Origin of the sequence: Streptomyces sp. 184, assembly GCF_045781775.1 — a bacterium.
GTDB lineage: Bacteria > Actinomycetota > Actinomycetes > Streptomycetales > Streptomycetaceae > Streptomyces.
Genome location: NZ_CP123230.1, coordinates 2,066,048 through 2,085,197, shown reverse-complemented (window position 1 = coordinate 2,085,197; position 19,150 = coordinate 2,066,048). Strand labels below are relative to the sequence as shown.

The 19,150-nt window shown below is 72.6% G+C and carries 14 protein-coding genes; 5 read left to right on the top strand and 9 right to left on the bottom strand.

Annotated features, from left to right (window positions below):
* Positions 1-16 precede the first annotated feature (16 nt).
* From QBL21_RS09060 to QBL21_RS09020, 9 genes are all read right to left on the bottom strand, one after another.
* Positions 17-1,243 (bottom strand): saccharopine dehydrogenase family protein, encoded by a 1,227-nt coding sequence (locus QBL21_RS09060; RefSeq protein WP_407561504.1) that lies wholly within the window; start codon positions 1,241-1,243, stop codon positions 17-19.
* A gap of 20 nt (positions 1,244-1,263) precedes the next feature.
* The gene (locus QBL21_RS09055; protein ID WP_407561503.1) at positions 1,264-2,733 is read right to left on the bottom strand and encodes an NAD(P)/FAD-dependent oxidoreductase; all 1,470 of its coding nucleotides are present in this window, start codon (positions 2,731-2,733) and stop codon (positions 1,264-1,266) included.
* Positions 2,730-3,521: an ABC transporter permease gene (locus QBL21_RS09050; RefSeq protein ID WP_407561502.1), complete on the bottom strand. Its 792-nt coding sequence runs from the start codon at positions 3,519-3,521 to the stop codon at positions 2,730-2,732. The genes QBL21_RS09055 and QBL21_RS09050 overlap by 4 nt, the downstream gene beginning before the upstream one ends.
* Positions 3,521-4,450 carry an ABC transporter permease gene (locus QBL21_RS09045; protein ID WP_407561501.1) on the bottom strand — a complete coding sequence of 310 codons (930 nt, stop codon included), beginning with the start codon at positions 4,448-4,450 and terminating at the stop codon, positions 3,521-3,523. The genes QBL21_RS09050 and QBL21_RS09045 overlap by 1 nt, the downstream gene beginning before the upstream one ends.
* Positions 4,447-5,607, bottom strand: a complete 1,161-nt coding sequence (locus tag QBL21_RS09040; RefSeq protein WP_407561500.1) for an ABC transporter ATP-binding protein — start codon at positions 5,605-5,607, stop codon at positions 4,447-4,449. Before QBL21_RS09040 ends, QBL21_RS09045 begins: the two co-directional genes overlap by 4 nt.
* Positions 5,604-6,854, bottom strand: a complete 1,251-nt coding sequence (locus tag QBL21_RS09035) for a spermidine/putrescine ABC transporter substrate-binding protein (protein WP_407561499.1) — start codon at positions 6,852-6,854, stop codon at positions 5,604-5,606. Before QBL21_RS09035 ends, QBL21_RS09040 begins: the two co-directional genes overlap by 4 nt.
* Before the next feature lie 113 nt (positions 6,855-6,967).
* Complete coding sequence (locus QBL21_RS09030) at positions 6,968-8,482, bottom strand: gamma-aminobutyraldehyde dehydrogenase (protein WP_407561498.1); 1,515 nt, start codon at positions 8,480-8,482, stop codon at positions 6,968-6,970.
* A 106-nt stretch (positions 8,483-8,588) separates the two neighbouring features.
* Complete coding sequence (locus QBL21_RS09025; RefSeq protein ID WP_407561497.1) at positions 8,589-9,626, bottom strand: hypothetical protein; 1,038 nt, start codon at positions 9,624-9,626, stop codon at positions 8,589-8,591.
* A 284-nt stretch (positions 9,627-9,910) separates the two neighbouring features.
* On the bottom strand, positions 9,911-11,341 hold the full coding sequence (locus QBL21_RS09020; protein WP_407561496.1) for a gamma-aminobutyraldehyde dehydrogenase: 1,431 nt from the start codon (positions 11,339-11,341) through the stop codon (positions 9,911-9,913).
* Between the two features lie 256 nt (positions 11,342-11,597).
* Here QBL21_RS09020 and QBL21_RS09015 point away from each other — a divergent pair, with 256 nt between their 5' ends.
* The 5 genes from QBL21_RS09015 (at position 11,598) to QBL21_RS08995 (ending at position 19,127) form a co-directional block, all read left to right on the top strand.
* Complete coding sequence (locus QBL21_RS09015) at positions 11,598-12,071, top strand: Lrp/AsnC family transcriptional regulator (protein WP_407561495.1); 474 nt, start codon at positions 11,598-11,600, stop codon at positions 12,069-12,071.
* A 5-nt stretch (positions 12,072-12,076) separates the two neighbouring features.
* On the top strand, positions 12,077-13,495 hold the full coding sequence (locus QBL21_RS09010) for an aspartate aminotransferase family protein (RefSeq protein ID WP_407561494.1): 1,419 nt from the start codon (positions 12,077-12,079) through the stop codon (positions 13,493-13,495).
* Positions 13,496-13,684: 189 nt separating this feature from the next.
* Positions 13,685-14,494 carry an ABC transporter ATP-binding protein gene (locus QBL21_RS09005; RefSeq protein WP_407561493.1) on the top strand — a complete coding sequence of 270 codons (810 nt, stop codon included), beginning with the start codon at positions 13,685-13,687 and terminating at the stop codon, positions 14,492-14,494.
* Complete coding sequence (locus tag QBL21_RS09000) at positions 14,476-15,669, top strand: hypothetical protein (protein ID WP_407561492.1); 1,194 nt, start codon at positions 14,476-14,478, stop codon at positions 15,667-15,669. The genes QBL21_RS09005 and QBL21_RS09000 overlap by 19 nt, the downstream gene beginning before the upstream one ends.
* A gap of 386 nt (positions 15,670-16,055) precedes the next feature.
* A complete protein-coding gene (locus QBL21_RS08995) occupies positions 16,056-19,127 on the top strand; it encodes a C1 family peptidase (RefSeq protein WP_407561491.1) in 3,072 nt (1,023 codons plus the stop codon).
* The last annotated feature ends 23 nt before the right edge of the window (positions 19,128-19,150 follow it).

Sequence of the window (19,150 nt, the reverse complement as noted above, 5' to 3'; positions counted from 1 at the left end):
GTACGAGGGCCGCGGGTCAGCCGTCCTCGCGGAGGGACCAGGGGGAGCCGTAGGCCGTCAGGAGGTCCAGGAACGGCCTCGGGGGCAGGGCTTCCGGGCCCACCACGCCGGTGGCCGTCCACTCGCCGGTGGCGAGGAGTTCCAGGGCGACCACCGGGTTGATGCCCGTCTGCCAGACGACGGCCTGGACGCCGTCGAGCGCCATCGTCTCCTCGTTGTCCGCCACGTGGTAGAGGTACACCTCCCGCGGCCGGCCGTCCTTCGTGCCGCTCACCCACGTCCCCGCGCACGTTCTGCCGCGCATCCGGTCGCCGAGGGTCGCCGGGTCGGGGAGGCACGCGGCGACCACGTCGCGGGGCGAGACCTTCGCGTCGCCGACCGCGACGGGGGCGATGCGGTCCAGGCCCAGCTTGTGCAGGGTCTTGAGGACGTCGATGAACTCCTCCCCCAGCCCGTACTTGAAGGTGACCCGCTTCGCGTCGATCCAGCGCGGCACGAGCAGCACCTCCTCGTGCTCGACGTTGACGCACTCCACCGGACCGATGCCGGCCGGGAAGTCGAAGACCTCCGGTTCGCTGAAGGGCTCGGTGGTGTGCCAGCCGCGGTCGGCGTCCCAGATCACGGGCGGGTTGAGGCACTCCTCGATGGTGGTCCAGATGGAGAACGAGGGCGCGAAGTCGTAGCCGTCCACGGTGAGGTTCGCGCCGTCGCGTACGCCGATCTCCTCGACGGTGTCGAAGAGTTCGTCGGCGGCGTAGCGGGCGAAGACGTCGGAGAGGCCGGGTTCGACGCCCATGCCGACGAGGGCGAGGCGGCCGGAGGTGGCCCAGCGGTCGGAGGCGGCGAACTGCTCGTCGCCGAGCTTGACGCCGCACTCCGCGTACGGGCGGACGGGGTGCGGGCGGGAGAGGGACATCGCCATGTCGACATAGGTGGCGGCCATCTCGTACGCGGCCTCGAAGAGGGGCATGACGAAGCGCGGGTCGGTGGCGTTCAGGAGCACGTCGCAGCGGTGCGCGCGCAGCAGCGCGGCGACCGCGGTACGGTCCGCCGCGTCCACCCGGGCGGCGGTGAACCGGGCGCCGGGCGGCCCCGGGTGGGTGGCCCGTACGAACGCGACCGCCGCTTCGGCGCGGCCGAGGTCGTAGTCGGCGACGACCATCGCCTCGAAGAAGTCGCGGCGCGCCGCGATGCGGGTGATCGCCGTGCCGACACCGCCCGCGCCCACCAGCAAGATGCGCATCTGCCCACTCCCTGTTCTCGTCAACTGTCGAAGCCCATGCCCATCCGGTCCAGCGCCCTGAGCCACATGTTCCGCCGGCCGCCGCCCGCGTCCGCCCGCGCCAGCGACCACCGCGTCAGCCCGATGCCCGCCCACGCCAGCGGCTCCGGCGGGAACGGCAGCGGCTTGCTGCGCACCATCCGCAGCTCCGTGCGCTCCGTGCGCTCGCCCGCGAGCAGGTCGAGCATCACCTCGGCGCCGAAGCGGCTGGCGCCGACGCCGAGGCCGGTGTAGCCGGCGGCGTACGCGACGCGGTCGGCGTGGGCCGTGCCGAAGAAGGCGGAGAAGCGGGAGCAGGTGTCGATGGCGCCGCCCCAGCGGTGGGTGAAGCGGACGTCGGCGAGCTGCGGGAAGCAGCGGTGGAAGTGGCCGGCGAGCTTGAGATGGGTCTCGGGGCGCTGGTCGTACTCGGCGCGCACCGCGCCGCCGAAGTGGTGCACGGCGTCGTAGCCGCCCCACAGGATGCGGTGGTCGGCGGTGATGCGGAAGTAGTGGAACTGGTTGGCGCTGTCGGCGAGTCCCTGGCGGTGGTGCCAGCGCACGGCGTCGCGCTGGGCGGCGGTCAGCGGCTCGGTCATCAGCGCGTAGTCGTAGACGGGGGTGAGGTAGGGGCGTACGCGGCGGACGAGGCTGGGGAAGGCGTTGGTGCCGAGGGCGACGTGCGGCGCGCGCACCCGCCCGTACGGGGTGCGCACCTCCATCGCGCCGCCGCGCCCGCCCCGGGCGGCCCCGGCGCCCGCGCCCCGGAACGCCCCGCCCCCGCCGCCTCCTCCGCCGGCGGGGGCGAGGGCGAGGCCCGGGGTGTGTTCGTAGATCCGTACGCCCGCCGCCAGGCAGGCCCGTTTCAGCCCCCAGGCGAGCCGCGCCGGGTGGACCATGGCGACGCCGTCGCGGTCCCACAGCCCGCCGAGGAACGTCGGCGAGTCGACCTCGGCGCGTACCGCGTCCCGGTCCATCAGCAGCAGCCCCGCGCCCAGGCCGCGGCGCGTCGCCTCCTCGGCGAACTCGCTCAGCTCGTCGAGCTGGTACGGCTCGGTGGCCACGGTGATCTCGCCGGTGCGCCGGAAGTCGCAGTCGATGCCGTACCGTTCGACCGCGGCGCCGATCGCGTCCAGGTTCCCGGCGCCGAGGCGCTCCAGCTTGGCGATCTCCTCGGGCCAGCGCTCCAGTCCGTTGCCGAGGCCGTGGGTGAGGGAGGCGGCGCAGAAGCCGCCGTTGCGGCCGGAGGCGGCCCAGCCGCACTCGGCGGCCTCGATGAGGACGACGTCGCGGCCGGGGCCGCGCTCCTTGGCGAGCAGCGCCGTCCACAGCCCGCTGTAGCCGCCGCCGACGACGAGCAGGTCGGCCTCCTCGGCGCCGGTGAGCGCGGGCAGCGCCGCGGGCCGGTCGGGGTCGTCGAGCCAGTACGGGCGCGGGGCTGCCGACGCCAGGGAACGCGCGGGGTCGGTCATGCCCGGGACCTCCGCCGCGACCCGGCGAGCTGCCCGGCCAGCACCAGCGCCAGCGCGGCGATGAACATCGCCGTGCCGATGACGTTCACCTGCACCGGGATCCCGCGCTGCGACGCGCCCCAGACGTACATCGGGAACGTGACCGTGGAGGGCCCGGCGTTGAACTGGGTGATGATGAAGTCGTCCAGCGAGATCGCGAAGCTCAGCATCGCCCCGGCCGCGATCCCGGGCGCGGCCAGCGGCAGCGTGACCCGCAGGAACGTCTGGAGCGGGCCCGCGTACAGGTCCCTGGCCGCCTCCTCCAGCTTCGGGTCCATGCTCGCCACCCGCGCCTTGACCGCGACGACGACGAAGCTGAGGCAGAACATGATGTGCGCGATGAGGATCGTCGTGACGCCGAACTCGACGCGCATGTTGAGGAAGAGGGTGCCCAGCGAGGCGGCCATGACGACCTCGGGCATCGCCATCGGCAGGAAGATCAGCGAGTTGCCGGCGGCCCGGCCGCGGAAGCGGTGGCGGGCGAGCGCGAAGGCGGCGAGGGTGCCGATGGCGGTGGCGGCGACGGTGGCGACGAGCGCGATCCGCAGGCTGAGGCCGACGGAGTCGCACATGCCGGCGACACCGCAGGGGTCGGTCCAGGCGTCGGTGGAGAAGGACTGCCAGGAGTAGTTGTAGCGGCCGGCGGGGTCGTTGAAGGAGAAGACCAGCACGACGACGTTGGGCAGCAGCAGGTAGACCAGCGCGAGGGTGCCGGCGATGACGACGAGGTGGCGGCGGATCCAGCGCATCACACCAGCTCCTCGGTGCCGGCCCGGCGCATGTACACCGTCACCATGATCAGGATCGCGGCCATCAGCAGGAACGACATCGCCGCCGCGGTCGGGTAGTCGAGCACGTTGAGGAACTGCTTCTGGATGGCGTTGCCGACCATCTGCTCCTTCGGCGAGCCGAGGAGCTGGGCGTTGATGTAGTCGCCGGAGGCGGGGATGAACGTCAGCAGCGTGCCGGCGACGACGCCGGGCATCGACAGCGGGAAGGTGACCCGGCGGAAGACGGTCAGCGGGCGGGCGTAGAGGTCCCGCGCGGCCTCGTGCAGGCCCGGGTCGACGCGCTCCAGCGAGGTGTACAGCGGCAGGATCATGAACGGCAGGAAGTTGTAGGTGAGCCCGCAGACGACCGCCAGCGGGGTGGCGAGGAGCCGGTCGTCGGTGGTCAGGCCCAGGGTCGCGGTGACGTCGAGGACGTGCAGGGTGTCCAGGGCACCGACGAGGGGGCCGTTGTCGGACAGGATCGTCTTCCACGCGAGCGTACGGATGAGGAAGCTGGTGAAGAACGGGGCGATGACCAGGACGAGGAGCACGCCCCGCCAGCGCCCGGCGCGGAAGGCGATCATGTACGCGAGCGGGTAGCCGATGGCGAGGCACAGGATCGTGGCCGCGGCGGCGTAGCCGAAGGAGCGGGCGAAGTGCTCGGCGTACTGGTCGAGCGCGTCGGTGTAGTTGGCCCACCGCCAGGTGACCTCGAAGCCCTCCTCGAAGGAGCCGGACTGCACGGAGGTCGACGCCTGGTAGACCAGCGGTGCGGCGAAGAAGACCAGCAGCCACAGCGCGGCGGGCAGCAGCAGCCAGTACGGGGTGAGTCTGCGCCGCCCGCGGCGCGGGGGCGGCGGCTCGGGCTGCTTCCCCGGAGCCTCCGGCGGGACGGCGAGCGCGGTCACAGCGCGTCCTCCCCCGTACCCGCGTCGATATCCTGGTCGCCGTCCAGGCCGAAGGTGTGCGCCGGGTTCCAGTGCAGGACGACCTCGGCGCCCGGTACGAGCCGGGGGTCGCGCTCGACGTTCTGCACGAACACCGACAGCTCGGGGCAGACGGGGCTGGCGACGACGTACTGGGTGGCGGCGCCGGTGAAGGAGGCGTCGACGACGGTGCCGGGTATCCGGTTGCGCCCGTCGGCGACGGAGCCGTCCGCGGCGGCGTCGCGGTGGGCGAGGGAGATCTTCTCCGGCCGCATCCCGGCGAGCACCCGCGTGCCGGCGGCGGTGGAGCGGGCCCGGCAGCGGGCCGCGGGCAGCGCCAGCCTGACGTCGCCGGCGGCGGACAGCAGCAGGTCCGCGCCGGCGGTGTCGGCTATCTCGGTCTCTATCAGGTTGGACTGGCCGAGGAAGTTGGCGACGAAGGAGCTGGCGGGGTCCTCGTACAGCTCGACGGGCGTGCCGAGCTGCTCGACCCGGCCGGCGTTCATCACGGCGATGGTGTCGGCCATGGTCATCGCCTCCTCCTGGTCGTGCGTGACGTGCACGAACGTGATGCCGACCTCCGTCTGGATCCGCTTCAGCTCCAGTTGCATCTGCCGGCGCAGCTTGAGGTCGAGGGCGCCCAGCGGCTCGTCGAGCAGCAGCACCTCGGGCCGGTTGACGACCGCGCGGGCGAGCGCGACGCGCTGCTGCTGGCCGCCGGAGAGCTGGTGCGGCCTGCGGCGCGCGAGGTGGCCCAGCTCGACCAGCTCCAGCGTCCGCTGGACGTCCTTGGTCACGGACCGGATGCCGCGGCGGCGCAGCCCGAAGGCGACGTTGTCGTGGACGTCGAGGTGGGGGAAGAGGGCGTAGCTCTGGAAGACGGTGTTGACCTTGCGCCGGTGCGGCGGCAGGGCGGTCACGTCGTCGTCGCCGAGGCGTACGGTGCCGGAGGTGGGCTGCTCCAGGCCGGCGATCATCCGCAGCGTGGTGGTCTTGCCGCAGCCCGAGGCGCCCAGGAGGGCGAAGAACGAGCCCCGCGGGACGGTGAGGTCCAGCGGGTGTACGGCGGTGACGTCGCCGAACTTCTTGCTGATCCCGGTGAGCGTGACGCCCGCCCCGTGTTCCGCCACCGCGCTCACGCCCCGATCACCTTGGACCACTTGTCCTGGTAGGCGGTCTCCTTGTCGTCGTTCATCGACATGAAGACCTGGCCTTTGTCGATCATCTGCCGGTCGGGGAAGATCAGCGGGTAGTCGGCGAGCGAGGCGTCGATCTTCCTCATCTCGGCGCGGGCGCCGACGACGGGGCAGATGTAGTTGACCCAGGCGGCCAGTTCGGCGGCGACGTCGGGCCGGTAGTAGAAGTCGATCAGTTTCTCGGCGTTGGTCTTGTGCCGGGCCCTGGCCGGGACGAGCAGGTCGTCGGTGGCGTAGAGATAGCCCTTGGCGGGGATCACGAACTCGATGTCGTCGGTGTCGAGCTGGAGCTGCACGATGTCCCCGGCCCACGCCAGGCACGCGGCGATGTCGCCCTTGACCAGTTCCTCGGTGTAGTCGTTGCCGGTGAAGCGGCGGAGCTGGTCGTCGTCCACGGCCCGCTGGACCCGGGCGAGGGCGGCGTCGAAGTCGTCGTCGGTGAACTTCGTCGGCGACTTGCCCATGTCGATGAGCGTCATGCCGATGGTGTCCTGCATCTCGGTGAGCAGCGACACCTTGCCCTTGAGCGAGTCGTCCTCCATCAACTGGGCGACGGAGGAGACCTCGCGGCCCCCGGTGGCCTTCTTGTTGTACGCCACGACCGTGGCCAGCCCCGCCCACGGCATCGTGAACTGCCGTCCGGGGTCGTGCGCGGCGTTGCGGAAGCGCGGTTCCAGGTTGACGTTGGCGTGCGGCAGGTTGCGCGGGTCCAGGCGCTGCGCCCAGCCGTTCCGGATGAGCCGGCCGGCCATGAAGTCCGACAGGCACACGAGGTCGCGGCCGGTGTCCTGGCCGGCGGCGAGCTGCGGTTTGATGCGGCCGAAGAACTCGACGTTGTCGTTGACGTCCTCGGTGTACTTCACGCGGATGCCGCTGCGCTCCTGGAAGCGCTCCAGCGTGGGGCGTATGTTCTCGTTCTCGTCGTCGACGTCGATGTACAGCGGCCAGTTGGAGAAGGCGAGTTCCTTCTCCTTCTTCGAGTAGTCCCGGGCCGCGGCGGCTTCGCCGTCCTCGCCGCCGGTGTCGGCGGCCGGGATGCCGCACGCGCCGAGCGCCGGCAGCGCCGCGGCCCCGGCAAGACCGGCGCCCGCGGCGAGCAGCCGGCGCCGGGACATGGCGGCCCGGCCGCTGGTCAGGCTGCGTTCCCAGGCCCTCGCGACGGGTTCGGGAAGTGAGGCGAACGGATCCATGGGGGTCGGCCTTCCTCGGGGACGGGCCAGTGGGCTGCGGGCGCGTGGTGCGTGGTGCACGGGGCGGGCCGCGCGAGCGGTGCGCGGCGGGCGGTACGCGGGCGCCGGGCGGCTCAGGGGGTGAACACGGTGCGGTGCCACTCCTTGCGCGCGGTGCCGGTGATGTCCTGCATCACATGCTTGACCTGGGTGTATTCCTCGAAGGAGTACACGGACATGTCCTTGCCGAAGCCGGAGGACTTGTAGCCGCCGTGCGGCATCTCGCTGATGATCGGGATGTGGTCGTTGAGCCACACGCAGCCGGCCTGGATCTCCCGGGCGGCGCGCGCGGTGCGGTAGGCGTCGCGGCTCCAGGCGGAGGCGGCGAGGCCGTAGGGGGTGTCGTTGGCCAGGGCGATGCCCTCGTCGTCGGTGTCGAAGGGCAGCACGGCGAGCACGGGCCCGAAGACCTCGCTCTGCACGATCTCGCTGTCCTGCGCGGCGCCGGTGACCAGGGTGGGTTCGTAGTACGCGCCCTTCAGGTCCGGCGCCCGGCCGCCGGTGACGACGCGGGCGCCGGCGGCGCGGGCCCGGTCGACGAAGGCGGCGACGCGGTCGCGCTGGGCGTACGAGACGAGCGGGCCGAGGTCGGTCGCGGGGTCGAAGGGGTCGCCGAGCCGGACCCGGGCCATCAGGGCGGCGACGCCGTCGGTGAAGACGTCGTACAGCGGGCGCTGGACGTAGGCGCGGGTGGCGGCGGTGCAGTCCTGGCCGGTGTTGATGAGCGCGCCGGCCACGGCGCCGTGCACGGCGGCCTCGACGTCGGCGTCGTCGAAGACGACGAACGGGGCCTTGCCGCCCAGCTCCAGGTGCAGCCGCTTGACGCCGCCCGCCGCGCCGGCGGCGATCGCGGCGACGCGGCGGCCGACGGCGGTGGAGCCGGTGAACGAGGTCATCGCCACGTCCGGGTGCGCGACGAGGTGTTCGCCGGCGTCGGGCCCGGTGCCGCAGACGACGTTGACGACCCCCGCGGGGATGCCCGCGTCGGCGGCGGCCTCGGCGAACATCAGCGAGGTCAGCGGCGTCAGCTCGCTGGGCTTCAGCACGACGGCGTTACCGGCGGCGACGGCCGGCAGCACCTTCCAGGCGGCCATCTGGAGCGGGTAGTTCCAGGGGGCGATGGAGCCGACGACGCCGACGGGCTCGCGGCGGACGGAGGAGGTGTGATCGGCGCTGTACTCGGCGGCGGCCCGGCCCTCCGGCAGCCGGGCGGCACCGGCGAAGAACGCGGCGTTGTCGACGGTGCCCGGGACGTCGAACTCCGTGCTCAGCCGGATCGGCTTGCCGCACTGGAGCGACTCGGCGTACGCGAACTCCGCCGCCCGCTCCGCCAGCAGCCCCGCGAGCCGGTGCAGCGCGTCGGAGCGCTCGCCGGGGGTCGCGGCGCCCCAGCCGGGCTGCGCCGCCGCGGCGGCCGCGACCGCGGCGTCCACGTCGGCGGGACCGGCCGGTTCGTACCGCAGGACCTCCGCGCCGGTGGCCGGGTCGGTGACGGTCTGCGTGCGGCCGGACGTGCCGGGGACGAGGCGGCCGGCGACGAACTGCGCGCCGGGTGCGAAGCGTGCCGCCGCATCGAAGCGTGGGGCCATCGAACCACTCCGGATGTCGTTTCGGCCGGGGTTGATGGCTGATCATGACAGGAGGTGCTATATCCGGCAAGGGATTCCGTCGTCTTCATTTGAAGACGCGACGGAATCAGTCTTCAGAGGTGTCCCCGGGCTCCATCGTCCAGTCCAGGCACCGGCGCTGGAAGGCGGCCTCCTCGCCGAGCCGCACCAACTGCTCCATCCCGTACGCGCGCACCGGCCGCACCATCCGCACCGGCCGGTCCGCCGCACCGTCCGCCGCACCGGCCGCCGCCCGGCCGCCGCCCCGCTCCCGTACGGCGAGGACCCCCTGGCGCAACAGCGCGCGGAAGACCGCGGGCAGCACCTCCGCGGGCAGCCGCTCGTCGGCGCAGACCCGGGTCGCGTCCGTGAGGCGGAACCTTCCGGGAAAGACGCTGCACCGGGCCCACAGCAACTGCTCCGCGGGCGTGAGCAGCCGGTGCGTCCAGCGCAGCGAGGCCCGCAGCGAGCGCTGCCGGGCCGGCCAGCGCGGCTCCTCGACGGCCAGGTCGAGGCAGCCGGCGGGGCGGGAGATGCGCTCCAGCAGCCGGTCGGGGCAGTGCCGGCCGAGCTGGGAGGCGGCGATCCTGGCCGCGAGCGGCAGGCCCTCCAGCAGCGCGCAGGTGGCGCGCAGGGCTTCACGGTCGGCGTCGTCGTCGAGCATGGCGTGCGGCGCCAGGCTCTCCAGCAGCGCCACGGAGTCGTCGGGCGCCAGCGGCTCCAGCCGCAGGGTCGCGCCGCGCGGCCCCGGCCGCCGCCGCGGGGCGACGCCTCCGGCCGGGGGCGCGCCCGCGCCGCCCGCGCCGCCCGCGCCGCCGTTCAGCGGCACCCGGCTCGTGACCACCACCCGCAGCCCCGTCCGCTGCCGCAGCAGCGCCTCCAGACCGTCGACCACCGCCCCGGCGACGTGCTCGCAGGTGTCCACGAGCAGCACCGCCGCCCGCCGCCCGCCGTCCGGCAGCCGCCGCGCCGCCTCCGCCAGCCGCCGGTGCACCGCCGCCGGCTCGCGCACCGGCGCCATGTCGACGCGCAGCACCTCGGGCGCGGAACGCCCGCGGCCGAGGCGGCCGATCGCCTCGGCCGCGAGCGCGCTCTTGCCGACCCCGCCGGGGCCGGTCACGGTCACCAGCCGCGTATCACGTAAGAGTTCCCCGAGGCGTGCCGTGTCCGCCCGGCGCCCGATCAGCGTCATGTGGCCGTGCCCATCGTCCAGGCTGCGTCTTCGCGTCTTGTGCGTGTGTACGTGTGTGCGTGTGTGCACATGCGCGTCTTGCGTGCGTGCGGAGATCAGCCTGCACCGCGGGACGGCCGCGGACATCGGTAGCCCGTGCGGATCGGTATACGTATCCGCACGGGCCGGCCCCGCGGCGTACCTACGTACGTGCGCGGGGCCGGCGGCGGGAGCGGGGCTCAGAGAGCCGTCATCACGTGCTTGATCCGGGTGTAGTCGTCGAAGCCGTACGACGAGAGGTCCTTGCCGTAGCCGGACTTCTTGAAGCCGCCGTGCGGCATCTCGGCGACCAGCGGGATGTGGGTGTTGATCCACACGCAGCCGAAGTCCAGCGCCTTCGACAGCCGCATCGCGCGGCCGTGGTCCTTGGTCCACACCGAGGAGGCCAGCGCGTACTGCACGCCGTTGGCGAACGCGAGGGCCTGGTCCTCGTCGGCGAAGGACTGCACGGTGATGACGGGGCCGAAGACCTCGTTCTGGATGATCTCGTCGTCCTGCTTCAGCCCGGAGACGACGGTCGCGGCGTAGTAGTAGCCCTTGTCGCCGATCCGCCGGCCGCCGGCCTCGACGCGCGCGTGCGCCGGGAGCCGGTCGACGAAGCCGGCGACCCGCTCCAGTTGCGCGGCGTTGTTCAGCGGGCCGTAGAGCGCGTCCGCCTCGCCGGGACCCGTCTTGGTCTCGGCGGCGGCCTTGGCCAGGGCGGAGACGAACTCGTCGTGGACGGACTCGTGGACGAGCACGCGGGTGGCCGCGGTGCAGTCCTGGCCGGCGTTGAAGTAGCCCGCCACGGCGATGTCCTCGACGGCCTTGGGGATGTCGGCGTCGTCGAAGACGATGACCGGCGCCTTGCCGCCCAGCTCCAGGTGCACCCGCTTGACGTCCTTGGCGGCGCTGCCGGCGACCTCGGTGCCGGCCCGGACGGAGCCGGTGATGGAGGCCATCGCCGGGGTCGGGTGCTCGACCATCAGCCGGCCGGTGTCGCGGTCGCCGCAGACGACGTTGAAGACGCCCTTGGGCAGGATGCCGCCCATGATCTCGGCGAGCAGCACGGTCGCGGCGGGCGTGGTGTCGGAGGGCTTGAGGACCACCGTGTTGCCCGCGGCCAGCGCGGGTGCGAACTTCCAGATCGCCATCATCACGGGGTAGTTCCAGGGCGTGACCTGGGCGCAGACGCCGATCGGCTCACGGCGGACGTACGAGGTGAGGCCGTCCATGTACTCGCCGGCGGACTTGCCCTCCAGCATGCGGGCCGCGCCGGCGAAGAACCGGATCTGGTCCAGCATCATCGGCAGCTCTTCCTCGCGGGTGAGCTCCAGCGGCTTGCCGGTGTCCCGGCACTCGGTCTCCAGCAGCTCGTCCGCCCGGGACTCCAGGGCGTCGGCGATCTTCAGCAGCGCCAGTTGCCTGGCCCCGGGGGTGGCGTCCCGCCAGCCGGGGAACGCCGCCGCCGCGGCCTGCGCGGCGGCGTCGACGTCGGCGGCGCCGGACAGGGGCGCGGTCGCGTAGACCTCCTCGGTGGCCGGGTCGATCACGTCCATGGTCCGGCCGTCGGCGGCGTCCCGGAACTCCCCGTTGATGTAGTTGCGCAGACGGCGCGGTTCGCTGGTCACTGCGACCCTCCAGTGGTCGGTCCGCTGATGCGCCCCACCCTAACGGCGGGAGATTTGCCCGTCACGGGGCGCCTGTACAGGAAGACTTCCGTCGCCGCCCGCGGCCTCGCCGACGCGGCGACCTCCCCGTCCTCGTACGAGATTGACAGCTCAAGCATGACGGAACAAGCGAATCCCTCGCATATACGCGATTCAGCCACGGATTCAGTTTCCGCGCCCCTTGCGGCGGACTCGGGCGCTCGGGCACAGTGACAGCGTGGCCACACGTGACAAGAAGCAGGCGGGCTCGGCCCTGGACGAGGTCTCGCTGAAGATCGTCGAGCAGTTGCAGCAGGACGGCCGCCGGTCGTACGCCGCCATAGGCAAGGCCGTCGGCCTGTCCGAGGCGGCCGTGCGGCAGCGGGTGCAGAAGCTGCTGGAGCAGGGCGTCATGCAGATCGTCGCCGTCACCGACCCGCTGACGGTCGGCTTCATGAGACAGGCGATGATCGGCATCACCGTCGACGGAGACGTCGAGCCCGTCGCGGACGCGCTGGCCGGCCTGGACGAGGTCGACTACGTGGTGGTGACCGCCGGCTCCTTCGACCTGCTCGCCGAGGTCGTCTGCCACGACGACGCCCACCTGCTGGAGCTGATCACCAAACGGATCCGGGCCCTGCCCGGCGTCCGCGCCACCGAGAGCTTCGTGTACCTGAAGCTCCGCAAGCAGACCTACTCGTGGGGAACCTGATAACCGTGAGCAAGGACAGCACCGCCGCATCCGGCACCACCCCCTCGGCCAGTCCCTCGGCCAGCCCGTCGGCCACCTCGAAGGCCGCGTACGACCACCTGTGGATGCACTTCACCCGGATGTCGTCGTACGAGAACGCCCCCGTGCCCACCATCGTCCGCGGCGAGGGCGCGTACGTCTACGACGAGAGCGGCAAGCGCTACCTCGACGGCCTCGCCGGCCTGTTCGTGGTGCAGGCCGGCCACGGCCGCACCGAGCTGGCCGAGGCCGCCGCCAAGCAGGCCGCGGAGCTGGCGTACTTCCCGATCTGGTCCTACGCCCACCCCAAGGCCGTCGAACTCGCCGAGCGGCTCGCCGCCGGCGCGCCCGGCGACCTGAACAAGGTGTTCTTCTCCACCGGCGGCGGCGAGGCGGTCGAGACCGCCTGGAAGCTGGCCAAGCAGTACTTCAAGCTCACCGGCCGCCCCGGCAAGTACAAGGTGATCTCCCGCGCCGTCGCCTACCACGGCACCCCGCAGGGCGCCCTGTCCATCACCGGCCTGCCCGGGCTCAAGGCCCCCTTCGAGCCGCTGGTCCCCGGCGCGCGCAAGGTCGCGAACACCAACATCTACCGCGCGCCCGTCCACGGTGACGACCCGCAGGCGTTCGGCCGCTGGGCCGCCGACCAGATCGAGCAGCAGATCCTCTTCGAGGGCCCCGAGACGGTCGCCGCGGTGTTCCTGGAGCCGGTGCAGAACGCCGGCGGCTGCTTCCCGCCGCCGCCCGGGTACTTCGAGCGGGTGCGGGAGATCTGCGACACGTACGACGTGCTGCTCGTCTCCGACGAGGTCATCTGCGCCTTCGGCCGGCTCGGCCACATGTTCGGCTGCGAGAAGTTCGGCTACGTGCCCGACCTCATCACCTGCGCCAAGGGCATGACCTCCGGCTACTCGCCGCTCGCCGCCTGCCTCGTCTCCGACCGTGTCGCCGAGCCCTTCTACACCGGCGGCAACACCTTCCCGCACGGCTACACCTTCGGCGGCCACCCGGTCTCCTGCGCCGTCGCGCTCGCGAACCTCGACATCTTCGAGCGCGAGGACCTCTACGGGCACGTACGAGGGCACGAGGAGGCGTTCCACGCCACCCTGCGCCGCCTGCTCGACCTGCCGATCGTCGGCGACGTGCGCGGCAGCGGCTACTTCTACGGCATCGAGCTGGTCAAGGACAAGGCCACCAAGGAGACCTTCACGGCCGAGGAGACCGAGCGGGTGCTCTACGGCTTCCTGTCCAAGGCCCTTTTCGACAACGGCCTGTACTGCCGCGCCGACGACCGCGGCGACCCGGTGGTGCAGCTCGCCCCGCCGCTCGTCGCCGACCAGGCGGTCTTCGACGAGGCGGAGCAGATCCTGCGCGGCGTCCTCACGGACGCCTGGGCGCTGCTCTGACCCCTGCCGCCGCCGCCCTCCCGGCGTACGCGCCGGGCGGTCCGCCCGTACGAGCGGACCGCCCGGCGCGCCGCCCGCCGCCTGGCCTGCGGTCCCGCCGCCCCTTCCTAGGGTGCGAGTGACCGGATCCCCTCCGTCCTCGTTCCACCACCGTGGGGACGTACGGGGACCCAGGGAAAGAGGTGTGCGATGACCGCGGCGACCACTCGGACCGCCCCGCCCGACAACGACGTGCTGTGGGCCCGCTCCCTGCACTACGACCACGGTGGCACCCCCGCGCTTGCCGGGGTCTCCCTCGGTGTTGCGCAGGGCGAGATCCTCGCCGTCACCGGGCCGCGCGGCAGCGGCAAGACGACGCTGCTGAAGTGCCTGTCGGGGCAACTGCTGCCGCAGCAGGGCGAGGTGTGGTTCAACAGCGGCCCCGTGCACACCCTCTCCCCCGGGGCCCGCGAGCGGCTGCGCCGGGACCGCTTCGGCTGGATCGGCACCCGCCCCGAGCTGGTGCCCGAGCTGACCGCCTGGGAGAACGCCGCGCTGCCGCTGCTGCTGGCCGGCGAGACGCACCGTGCGGCGCGGCGCACGGCGGTGGAGTGGCTGGAGCGCCTGGACGCCGGGGACATCGCGCGGCGCCGGCCCGGGGCGCTGCCGCAGGAGCAGCGACAGCGCGTCGCCATCGCCCGGGCGCTGGTCGCCGGGCCCGACGTGGTCTTCGCCGACGAGCCGACCGCGCCGCTGCGGCGGGCGGAGGGGGTGCAGGCGCTGCGTACGCTCGTCGCGGCGGCCCGCTCGCACGGCATCAGCGTCGTGCTCACGGGGCCGGAGGACGACGCCGCCGTCACGGGGGCGGCGGACCGGACGCTCCGGCTGGTCGACGGCCGCGGGACGGACGGCGCCCGGGCGGGCGCGGGGGCGCGGGGGTACGGGGACGGGGCCGGCGAGGCGGGCATGGACGCGGGGGCGACGGAGAACTCGGAGGACTCGTGCTCAGTCTCCGCCTAGCCCGCGGCTCCCACCCGCTGGTCCTGCTGCGCCGGCTGCTCGTCGCGTGCGCCTCGGCCGGCGTCGGCTTCCTGCTGCTCACCGCGCTGGGCCACGCCTCGCCCGAGCAACTGCTGTGGTGCGCGGCGCCGCTGGCGGCCACCGTCCACTTCGCGGTCGCCGTGGCCCGTACCGACCCGCACGCCAAGCCGTCGCAGGGGCTGTCCTCGGCGGGCTTCGGGCCGGCGGCGGCGCCGGTGGTCGCCGCGGTGAGCACGGCGGTGTCGTGCCTGCTGGGCAGCGCGCTGGCGCTGCTGTTCTTCCTGCACCTGCGCGGCGACCTGTCGGGGCTGCCGTTCGACGGCGCCGCCGCCGCGCTGCTCGGCGCCGGCGGCCCCTTTCCCGTCGTCGGCGCGCTCACGCTGCTGGCCTGCGTGCCGGCGCTGGCCGCGGCGGCGAGCGCGGCGAGCCTGCGCCCGCGGCGTACGGCGGCCCGGCCGCGGGCCCGGCGCGAGGCGGACGGGAGCGGCGCCGCGGCGGACGCACCGCGGCAGGCCGCCGCCGAGGATCCGCAGGTCCCCGCCGACCTGCCGTGGGGCACCGCGCTGGCGACGACGGGCCTGGCCCTCGGCGCGTACGCGGGCGGCTTCGCGGGCGCCGGCGACGGCGCGGCGCTGAAGCTGCCGCTTCCCGGCGGCTCCGGCGACGCGGCCCCCGCGGTGGTCGCGAGCTGGGTGCTGGTCGCCGCCGGCCTGATCCTCGCCGGCCCCGGCATCGTGCACCTGTGCGGCCGGCTGCTGTGCGCCCTGCGCCCCGGCGCGCTGCGGCTGCTGGCCGGGCGGGTGCTCCAGCAGGAGGCCCGGCGCGTGGGCCGGCCGCTGGGCGCGCTGTGCGCGGTGGCGACGGGCGGGGTGCTGTGCACGCTGGTCTGGCCGGACGGCGACGACGCCCGGTCGCTGGGCCCGTTGACGGTGCTGGGTGCGGGGCTGGTGGTGGGCTGCGCGCTGGCGACGGTGTGGATGGCGGCGCTGGAGTCCAAGCGCGCCCGCTCCCACACGACGACCGCCCTCCTGCGCCTGGGCGCCTCCCCCCGCCTCCTGCGCCGCGCGGCGCTGCTGCGCACGACGGCCCTGCTGGCGGTCTTCGCCCCGCTGGCCGTCGCCCTGGGCGAGTTGGCCTCGCTGCCGCTGCGCTAGAGGATCGATCCCGGCAGAGCCGCACGGGGTCCGTCGTCGTACGGTCTCCTCCGCACCCCGCGCCCGAGGAAGGCCCGGCGACAGGGGACTTGGGCGCTTCCGCGGCTCGGTGACCCCGAAGATCCCCCCTGTCCGTGACGACCGCGGGCGCCCCAGGTCCCCCCGGCCGCCCGGCCGGCACCGGCACGCGCTGATCCGGCTCGCGGCAGGTGCCCTTCACCCGTTCGCCCCGCTCCGGTGGCGCCCGAGCACGCCCTCGGGCCTACTGACATATACCAGGGGCATAGTCCCTGCCGCCGTGTTTTCCAGCCGTTGCACACATCTCGGGGTCACACATTCACCTTCGGTATGCCTTTGGCATATTCACACCCTAGAGAGGCACGTGCATGGACGAGCGTCCGGACCCCGAGAACGTCGAGCAGTCCGCAAAGGGGGCCGAGCCCCCTTCCCGCCCCGAGGACACGCCAAGTACCCCCGGTGGGACGGAGGATCCCGGTCCGCAGCAGCCGTCGGCGGACCACCGGCCCGGCGTTCTCGTCCCGCCGCCGGGAGTCACCGCCGACACGCCGCTGGACATCGCGCCCGCGGGCCGGACGATCGAGTACCCGCAGTTGGACCCGGAGGACCTGCCCGCTTCCGCGCCGCTGCCCGCGATGGTGCCCGACCCCTTCGACCCCTCGACGACGATCGAACTCGCCGCCGCGGCACCCCCCAACTTCAACCTGGTGGACGGCACGGTCGCCATCGCCACCGACCCGCAGATGCCCTTCATCCTCTTCAAGGGCCAGAATCCGAACACCTGGTTCTACGCGCCGCGCTGGGGCCGGATAGCCAAGAACCCGGACGGGGAACCGGCCTTCCTGGTGACGAAGAAGGTCAGGAACAACCCCGACGGCAGCAAGACCACCCTGGGCGGCATCCTCAGCTTCATGGTCGAGCTGGTCGTGGAGCTGCCCGGCGAGGGCCAGCGCCAGCAGTGGACCAACCTGATCAAGACGCTCTACAACATCAACCCCACGGAAGGCGCCTTCAACTTCCAGCCGCTGCGCCTCAGCCCGGGGAAGATGGACGTCTTCGGCCTGGACATGTACGCCAAGCCGGGGCAGCAGCTCAAGGGGGTGGAGGTCGGCTCCTCGTCCTCGATCGGCTTCGCCGTCGAGTTGACGCCGGACGGTGCCGACCACTTCGCGGCGATGCTCGGGGCCACTCCCGCGCCGTACCCGCCGCAGGTGTCGATCATGTTCACCTACCGCTACCAGTACCTGATCCCGCAGTGCCAGATCAAGGCCAGCGGGTACAAGAAGAAGGCGTACGACTACTTCTCGTGGAACGCCAAGGCACGGGCCAGCTACTTCGGCCTGGTCAACGGCTCCTTCGACTACCAGTCGGTACGCGCCGACCTCCGCCAGCAGCACGCGCTCGACGTCAGCGTCATCGGCCAGCCGCCCACCGGCGTCGATCTGAACAGGCTGCTCGACGCCATCTTCGACCAGTACGTGAAGCTGGAGGTGGGCCAGTGGATCCAGCCCGACCCCAAGCCCGTCGAGGCGTCGGCGCCCGGCGGCTTCTTCGGCGGCGTCTCGGTGGCCATGAAGAGCGTCTCCCTCTCGGACACCGCGCAGTTCGACCAGACGCTCACCTTCACGGGCATCGGCGAGAACATCCACCAGGTGTCCTTCAACTTCGAGCAGCAGTTGGGGGCGTTCGACCCGCGCAAGCACCTGTTCGTCGAAGAGGACGACATCAAGCTCCCGTTCAAGGTGCTGCTCTCCAACAGCTCGATGGTCAAGCGGATGGTGCCCTCCGCCAGCTACACGACGCCGACCGGGCCGAGGATGGTGCACTGCCCCGCCGTCAGCGGCGACGAGGGCGGCGAGACCGACGGCATCATCCAGTACACGCCGCCCTACGCGCCCACCTCGGCGCAGCTCGAAGTGCTGGTCGACTTCAAGGAACCGCACGTCGGCTACAAGTACAAGGAGACCCTGCCGATCTCCGACACCGGCGCCGGCTTCGCCTTCTACCCCGAGGTGTGGGTCCAGCGCACCCAGATGATCTTCTGGGACGCCGCCTACGTCGCCGACCCGAACTCCAAGGCGCTGTTCAAGTGGGAGTGGACACCGCCGGCCCGCCCGAACGAACCGCTGCGCCCCAAGGTGACCGGGTACACCCTGGTGTCCGTCGACGCCGGCGGCAACCCCGGCAACCTGCCGACGTACGAACTCCTCTTCCCGTTCCACCCCGACGACTGGATCGGTGAGAGCACGCCGAAGATCCAGTACAGGATCCAGGGGCTGACCGGCGACTGGCGGGGCAAGAACGCCTCCGGCTCGATCTCGCTCTTCGAGTCGTCCATGGCCGTGGGATTCGACGGTACGCAGGCCCTGGGGGAGCCGGCCATCCCGGCCGCGCTGCTGGAGGCGACCCTCCGCGACCCCGCCTACCGCGAGCGGCTCACGGCCACCTACGGGACGCCGCCGCCCGCCACCGGGCCCACTCCGGCCCAGAGCGGCGGGACGGGGGCCGCGCCGGGCACCGGCTTCATGGCACCGAGCCGGCCGGGCCAGCCCGGGCAGCTTCCCCAGCCCGGACAGTCCTCCGCGGACGCGGCGCCCCGGGCCCCGTACCCACTCGGCTTCACGCCCGACGTACGCAACGGCGAACTCAGCCTGTGGGGCCGCGAACTGAAGGCGCAGGCCGCCTACGCCCGTAGCACGACGCAGGCCGCGGGGGCGGCGACCGCCGCACCCGGCGAGTTCGACTTCCGCAACATCAACGGGCGCAACTACATATCCCCCGTCAAGGCCCAGGGCAACTGCGGGAGCTGCGTCGCCTTCGGGACGGCCGCCGCCGTCGAGGGCGCGCTCAAGCGGTACCACCCGGACTGGAACCCGGACTTCTCCGAGGCCCACCTGTTCTTCTGCCACGCACGCACCGAAGGCCGCACGTGCGGCAACTACGGCGAGTCGAACGCCGGCTGGTGGCCGGATCACGCGCTCACGTGGTGGCGCGACGTCGGTGTGGCGGACGAGGGCTGCTTCCCCTACGTGGGCCCGGCGACGTCGTCACACCCCACACCCGGCTGCACCGCATGCTGGGACGCGGCCGGCCGCCTCACACGGATCGACAACTTCTACGTCGTCCAGGGCGCGGAGCAGCGGAAGGACTGGCTTGCGGTGAAGCAGTACTCCCCCCTGATCACGGGATTCACCGTGTACCAGGACTTCTTCGACTTCTTCGCGGCCAACACCCAGCCCTCGGCCGTCTACCGGGTCAGCGGTTCCCCGGGTACGAACTGGGGCGGCCACTGCGTCTGCGTGATCGGCTACAGCGACTACGACCAGGCGTGGATCTGCAAGAACAGTTGGGGACCCCACTGGGGAGCCTCCGGGTTCTTCAAGATCGGCTACGGCCAGGCCGGCATCGACTACCAGATGTTCGGCGTCGGGGTCCACTGAGCCCGTACCCCCTCCATCTCGCA